General features: G+C 64.5%; 8 protein-coding genes. All 8 read left to right on the top strand.

The annotated features are described in order from the left end of the window. On the top strand, positions 1–874 hold an 874-nt coding region (locus ACXJL8_RS29115; RefSeq protein ID WP_456686026.1), incomplete at its 5' end, for a sialidase family protein. Further along, a complete protein-coding gene (locus ACXJL8_RS29110; protein ID WP_456686027.1) occupies positions 871–1,371 on the top strand; it encodes a TlpA family protein disulfide reductase in 501 nt (166 codons plus the stop codon). The genes ACXJL8_RS29115 and ACXJL8_RS29110, both read left to right, overlap by 4 nt. Before the next feature lie 28 nt (positions 1,372–1,399). Beyond that, positions 1,400–1,921: a copper chaperone PCu(A)C gene (locus tag ACXJL8_RS29105; protein WP_456620116.1), complete on the top strand. Its 522-nt coding sequence runs from the start codon at positions 1,400–1,402 to the stop codon at positions 1,919–1,921. Between the two features lie 20 nt (positions 1,922–1,941). Beyond that, on the top strand, positions 1,942–2,355 hold the full coding sequence (locus ACXJL8_RS29100; RefSeq protein ID WP_456620115.1) for a hypothetical protein: 414 nt from the start codon (positions 1,942–1,944) through the stop codon (positions 2,353–2,355). Positions 2,356–2,375: 20 nt separating this feature from the next. After that, positions 2,376–2,906, top strand: a complete 531-nt coding sequence (locus tag ACXJL8_RS29095; protein WP_456620114.1) for a YcnI family copper-binding membrane protein — start codon at positions 2,376–2,378, stop codon at positions 2,904–2,906. Then, complete coding sequence (locus ACXJL8_RS29090; protein ID WP_456620113.1) at positions 2,906–4,468, top strand: copper resistance CopC/CopD family protein; 1,563 nt, start codon at positions 2,906–2,908, stop codon at positions 4,466–4,468. The genes ACXJL8_RS29095 and ACXJL8_RS29090 overlap by 1 nt, the downstream gene beginning before the upstream one ends. Positions 4,469–4,619: 151 nt before the next feature. Continuing rightward, positions 4,620–5,939, top strand: a complete 1,320-nt coding sequence (gene proS / locus ACXJL8_RS29085) for a proline--tRNA ligase (RefSeq protein ID WP_456620112.1) — start codon at positions 4,620–4,622, stop codon at positions 5,937–5,939. A 73-nt stretch (positions 5,940–6,012) separates the two neighbouring features. After that, positions 6,013–7,026: lipoprotein-releasing ABC transporter permease subunit (locus ACXJL8_RS29080; protein ID WP_456686025.1), on the top strand; the 1,014-nt coding region annotated here is incomplete at its 3' end.

Raw genomic sequence — 7,026 nt, 5'->3', positions numbered from 1 at the left:
CTTCAGGGATGAGGCCTTCAACGGCCAGGTGCTCTATACGCGCTCGGCTAATAATGGGAAGAGCTTTGCGGAGCTGAAGCCCATCACCGCCAACAATGAGAGCCAGCGGTTTGAGGCGCTGGCGCTCGATCAGGACGGAACGGTGTTCGCGGCTTGGCTCGACAAGCGCAATCGTGTTCCTGCGAAGGAGGCGGGACGGAAGTACGAGGGAGCAGGGCTGTTCTTCGCCTCGTCGCGCGATGGCGGCGCCACCTACGCCGAGGCCAGTCTCGCGCGTGACAACACCTGCGAATGCTGCCGATTGGGGCTGACATTCGCGGCGCCGGGGCGGCCGGCCGTGATCTTCAGAAACATTTTTGACGGCGGCGTGCGCGATCACGCGGTCATGACCTTCACCGACGTCTCGACGCCGGCCGAAATCCATCGGGTCAGCGATGACGACTGGCAGATCAACGCCTGCCCGCATCACGGGCCGAGCCTGACGGTTGCGCCGAACGGGACCTATCACGTCGCCTGGTACACGAACGGGAAGGCGCGGAAGGGACTGTTCTACGCCCACTCGCGCGACGAAGGTCGCACCTTCTCTGCGCCCATGGCGCTGGGGCAGCCGGGCCGCAATCCGACGCGTCCTTACGTGCTCGCAGGCGCGGCGGGAACGGTGATGGTCTGGAAGGAGTTCGACGGCGAGAAGACCTCGGTCCAGATGACGATCTCCCGCGACGATGGCGAGACGTGGTCGCCGACGAAGACGATATCGAGCACGACCGACACATCCGATCATCCCATGCTCGTTTCCGATGGCCGACGGGTCTATTTGTCATGGATGACGAAGGCGGATGGCTATCGGCTCACAGCAATCGAGGACCAGCCATGAGACATCGATTTGCAGGCATTCTGGGTCTGGGTATCCTGATCGCGTCAGCGGCTACGCTGGGAGCAGCGTCGCCGGCCCTGAAACCGTTCGAGCGCGGCACCTGGCAAGGCGTTCTCAAGGGGCATGCGGGCCGCCCAACGCTCGTGCATTTCTGGGGCGTGACCTGCGGACCCTGCAAGGTTGAGCTGCCATTGCTGGGGCAGTTTGCGAAGGACCATCCCGGGATCGACGTGGTCACGATCAGCGCCGATCTCGTGCCGAACCTGCCGGCAGCAACGCAATCGATGCTCGACAAGGCGGGGCTGTCGTCGACCGAGAACTTCATCTTCAGCGACGGTTTTGTCGAGCGTTTGCGATTCKAGATCGATCCTGCCTGGCAGGGCGACATTCCAAGGACGATGCTCATCTCGCGGGACGGGACCATCACGACGATCGAAGGCTCGGCCGAGATAGCCGATCTCGAAAAATGGTCGGGCCAACAGCTCGCCACACACTGAAATTCAATCTGCAAACGGGAATACCGATATGAAGACCATGTTGAAAGATGTGCTGCTCGCAGCGTTCGCTCTCGCGCTCTGCGCAGCACCAGCGGTGGCCGAGGACGTCAAGGCCGGCGATCTCGTCATCTCGCAGGCGTGGAGCCGGGCAACGCCGGGCGGCGCCAAGGTCGCCGGCGGTTATCTGACCATCGAGAACAAGGGGACGGCGGCCGACAGGCTGGTCAGCGTTTCCGCCGAGATCGCGGGGAAGGCCGAGGTTCACGAGATGGCGATGGACAACGGTGTGATGAAGATGCGTGCGCTCGACAAGGGGCTTGCGATCGATCCCGGCAAGACGGTGAAGCTCGCACCCGGCGGCAATCATTTGATGCTTCAGGAACTGAAAGGTCCGTTCAAGCAGGGCGACAAGGTGCCGGTGACGCTGGAGTTCGAGAAGGCCGGCAAGGTCGCCGTCTCCCTCGACGTCCAGGGCGTCGGTGCGCAGGCGCCCGGCGACGCCGGACACATGATGAAGAAAATGCCGGATCATTCGGGAATGAAGATGTGATGAAGCGGATCAAGTCTCACATGACCTCGCCTCGAATCCTCGCCGGCCTTGCGCTCGCAGTGGTCGCCTTGCTGTCGGTTGCCGTCACACCGCTTGCGGCGGCGACCGACGACGACAGCTTCTTCACCCATCTGCACACCGAGAAGGCGATGGCCAACGTCACGGTCTCGCCGGGCCGCGCCGGCCCGGTGGAGATCGCCATCCAGCTGGAAACGACGGACGAGACGCCGCTCTCGGCCAAGGCCGTGTCGGTGACGCTCGTGGATACGCAGACCGGCAGGAAGCTGGCGCCGGTCGAGGCCTCGCGCGACGGCGAGGACAGCTGGCATGTGAAGGTCGCGCAATTAACGCCTGGACGCTGGATGCTAGGTCTCGGAATTTCGATCTCCGAGGCCGATCATGTCAGCGTGGAATCGCCGATCCTGATCAAATGATGATGTCGAAGGGGCCGAACATGTCGAAGAGATCCTGCCTGATCCTGATCGCGGCGCTCGCCGCATCGCCGGCCGCGGCGCATATCACGCTTGAGACCAAACAGGCGACAGTCGGATCGTACTACAAGGCCGTCTTCGCCGTGCCGCACGGCTGCGCGGGTTCGCCCACGGTGAAGATCAGGGTGCAGATTCCGGAAGGCGTGATCGCGGTGAAGCCGATGCCGAAGGCGGGCTGGAGCGTCGATGTCGTCGAAGGCAAATATGCCAATGAGTACGATTATCACGGCAACAAGCTCTCTTCCGGCGTCAAGGAGGTGGCCTGGTCCGGCGGCAAGCTGCCGGATCACAATTACGACGAGTTCGTCATCAGCAGCTTCCTCACCGGCGGCCTGAAGCCGAACACGACGCTGTATTTCCCCGTCGTCCAGGAGTGCGAGACCGGCGTCAGCCGGTGGATCGAAATCCCGGTGGAAGGGGCAGGGCATTCGCACGAGGGCAAGTCCGAGGGCAAGTCGCCGGCACCGGGCGTGAAGCTCCTGCCAAAGCCCTGATGCGCCTTCTCGCCGCGCTCGCGACACTCCTCTGCGTTGTCGGCTTCACGACCGGCGCGTCGGCGCACGCCGCGCTCGTCGCAGTCGAGCCGGCGAGCGGCAGCATGCTTGCGAGCGCGCCGAAGGCGGTGGAGCTGCGCTTCAACGAGGCGGTGACGCCGGGCGCAATCCAGTTGATCGACGGCGCGGGCAGGGCGCGGGACGATGCGCGCGTCAGCGCGTCGGGCGAGACCATCTCGGTCGTGATGCCGCCGGATCTGCCGCAGGGCACGGCGGTCGTCAGCTATCGCGTGATCTCGCAGGACGGGCATCCCGTCGCGGGATCGGTGATCTTCTCGATCGGCACGCCGACGGGGACGCAACCTCCTGCCAATGCGGATCGCGGGTTGAACGTGCTGATCTGGCTGGCGCGGGTTGGTCTTTATCTCGGGCTGTTCGTCGGTGTCGGCGGCGTGTTCTTTGCGCGCTGGATTGCGTGGTCGACGACGGGCATGACCGTGCCGCGTGTAGCGCTCGCCATCGGCATTCCGAGCGCCGCTGTCTCTCTCGGGGTGTTGGGCCTCGATCTTCTCGGGCTGCCGCCAGTTGCACTCGCGACGGCCGCCCCCTGGAAGGTCGCGTTCGCGACCAGCGCCGGCCCCGCGCTGCTGGTTGCGATTGCTGCGATGCTGCTCGGGTTGATGGCGCTGCGCAGCGCATGGTATGCGCGCGCCCTTGCGATCATCGCGCTCGTCGGCGTCGGTCTGTCGCTTGCCATGACCGGGCACGCTGCAACGGCCCCGCCGGAGGCGTTGACCCGGCCGGCGATCTTTCTCCACGGCCTCGGCGTCACCATCTGGATCGGTGCTCTCGCGCCGCTGGTCGCGCTGGTGTCGAGGCCGACGATCGCGGCGCTTCCCGTCGTGAACCGCTTTTCCCGCATCGCTGCGCTGGCGGTCGGCGTGCTGGCCTTGACCGGCCTCGCACTCGCGACCGTTCAGCTCGAAAAGCCGGTCGCGCTGGTCGAGACCCGCTACGGACTGATCCTCTCGATCAAACTTGTATTGGTCACAGGATTGCTGGCGCTTGCCGCGCTCAATCGGTTCAGGCTGACACCGGCGCTGGCCCGGGACGAGAAGGGGACGCCCGCGCTCAAGCGCTCGATCCTGCTGGAAGGTGCGATTGCGCTGGTCATCCTTGCCGTCGTCGCCGGCTGGCGTTTCACGCCGCCGCCGCGGACCATCGTTCCCGAGACGCCTTTGGCGATCCACATCCATTCCGACAAGGCGATGTTCCAGGTTCTGGTGTCTCCTGGGAAAGCCGGCGTCGACGATTTCGTGCTCCAGCTCATGACCGGCGAGGCGACGCCGCTGATCGCGAAGGAGGTCACGCTGACCCTGAGCCTGCCGGAGCGCGGCATCGAGCCGATGGAGCGGGGCGCCTCGCTCGGGCCKGACGGCTACTGGCACGTGCGGAAGGTCGAGCTTCCTTTTGCGGGGCGGTGGCATGTGCGGATCGACGCGCTGGTGACCGATTTCGAGAAGGTCACGCTGGAGGACGAACTCGATGTGGGGCTGCCTTAAGGCGCGCCGGTGCGGTTCACGTTGAACGTGAAGGCAGCGGAAAAATGACAGGAATTCCGCCGCCTTAGCGGCTTTTCCTCATTCCCGGTCTTGTGTTTTCGCTCCCAATCCGCTTTCACTGCAGGCGATCACTGATTCCCAGAGTGTTGCCATGCGGTTGTCGCGGTTCTTTCTGCCCATCCTGAAGGAAAATCCGAAAGAGGCGGAGATCGTCTCGCATCGGCTGATGCTGCGCGCCGGCATGATCCGGCAGGAGGCGGCCGGCATCTATGCCTGGCTGCCGCTCGGCTTCCGCGTCTTGAAGAAGATCGAGCAGATCGTGCGCGAGGAGCAGGACCGCTCCGGCGCGCTGGAACTGTTGATGCCGACGCTCCAGCTCGCCGACCTCTGGCGCGAAAGCGGCCGCTACGACGCCTACGGCCCGGAGATGCTGCGTATCGCCGACCGCCACAAGCGCGAGCTCCTGTACGGGCCGACCAACGAGGAAATGATCACCGAGATCTTCCGCGCCTATGTGAAGTCCTACAAGAGCCTGCCGCTCAATCTCTATCACATTCAATGGAAATTCCGTGACGAGCAGCGTCCGCGCTTCGGCGTGATGCGCGGCCGCGAATTCCTGATGAAGGACGCCTATTCGTTCGATCTCAACGAAGCGGCCGCGCGCGTTGCCTACAACAAGATGTTCGTCGCGTACCTGCGCACCTTCGCGCGGATGGGGCTGAAGGCGATCCCGATGCGGGCCGAGACCGGGCCGATCGGCGGTGACCTCAGCCACGAATTCATCGTGCTCGCCGAGACCGGCGAATCCGGCGTCTTCATCAATCGCGACGTGCTGGACCTGCCGGTGCCGGGCGAGGATGTCGACTATGACGGCGATCTGACCCCGATCATCAAGCAGTGGACGTCGGTCTATGCCGCCACCGAGGACGTTCACGACGCCGCGCGCTTCGCGCAGGAAGTGCCCGAAGACAAGCGGCTGAACACCCGCGGTATCGAGGTTGGCCAGATCTTCTATTTCGGCACCAGATATTCCGAGGCGATGAAGGCGCTGGTGGCCGGCCCCGACGGCGTCGACGTGCCGATCCATGGCGGCTCCTACGGTGTCGGCGTCTCGCGCCTGCTCGGCGCCATCATCGAAGCCTGTCACGACGATGCCGGCATCAAATGGCCGGAGGCGGTGGCGCCGTTCCGCGCGGTGGTGCTGAACCTCAAGCAGGGCGATGCCGCGGTCGATGCGGCCTGCGAGAAGCTCTATGCCGAGCTCGGCGCCAAGGGCGTCGACGTGCTCTATGACGACACCGACCAGCGGGCCGGCGCCAAATTCGCCGCCGCCGACCTGATCGGCATCCCCTGGCAGATTATGATCGGGCCGAAGGGCCTCGCCGACGGCAAGGTCGAGCTCAAGCGGCGCAGCGACGGCTCGCGCGAGACGATGTCGCCTGCGGATGCGGTCGCCCGCCTGCTCGGCTGAATATTGTTCATCGCGCGATGTCGAGGCCGCCAATCCGGCCACAATTGACCCCGAATCATGGGATTATCGAGCGATGGATGAAACCATGACCGAGACCGTGCAGACCGCGCCTTTTGCGCCCTTCGAGTGGATGCTGTCGGCGCGCTATTTGCGGGCGCGCCGCAAGGAGGGATTCATCTCGGTCATCGCCGGGTTCTCCTTTCTCGGCATCATGCTGGGCGTGGCCACGCTGATCATCGTGATGGCCGTGATGAACGGTTTCCGCAAAGAGCTGCTCGACAAGATTTTGGGCCTCAACGGCCATATCCTGGTTCAGCCGCTGGAGTCGCCCCTGACCGACTGGAAGGACGTCGCCGAGCGCATCAGCCAGGTCCAGGGCATCCGCCTTGCCGCGCCCGTGGTCGACGGCCAGGCGCTGGCGTCCTCGCCCTGGAATGCCTCGGGCGTGCTGGTTCGGGGCATCCGGGCCGATGACCTCAACAACCTCACCTCGATCGCCAAGAACATCAAGCAGGGCTCGCTCGACGGGTTTGACGACGGGCAGGGCGTGGCGATCGGTCGGCGCCTGGCCGATCAGTTGTCGTTGCACGCCGGCGACAGCATCACGCTGGTGGCGCCCAAGGGCGCGGTGACGCCGATGGGCACGACGCCGCGCATAAAACCCTACAAGATCGTCGCGGTGTTCGAGATCGGCATGTCCGAGTATGATCTCGGCTTCGTCTTCATGCCGCTCGCGGAAGCCCAGGCCTATTTCAACCGCAGCAGCGACGTCACCTCGATCGAGGTGTTCACCACCAATCCCGACAAGATCGACGCCTTCCGCAAGGCGGTGACGGAGGCCGCGGGCCGCCCGGTGTTCCTGGTCGATTGGCGGCAGCGCAACTCGACCTTCTTCAACGCGCTCCAGGTCGAGCGCAACGTGATGTTCCTGATCCTGACCATGATCGTGCTGGTCGCCGCCCTCAACATCGTCTCCGGCCTGATCATGCTGGTGAAGGACAAGGGCAGCGACATCGCGATCCTGCGCACGATGGGCGCCTCGCAGGGCTCGATCATGCGGATCTTCCTGATCACGGGTGCTTCGATC

The organism is Bradyrhizobium sp. P5_C11_2 (genome assembly GCF_054049755.1).
This window is presented reverse-complemented; position numbering and strand designations above follow the sequence as displayed.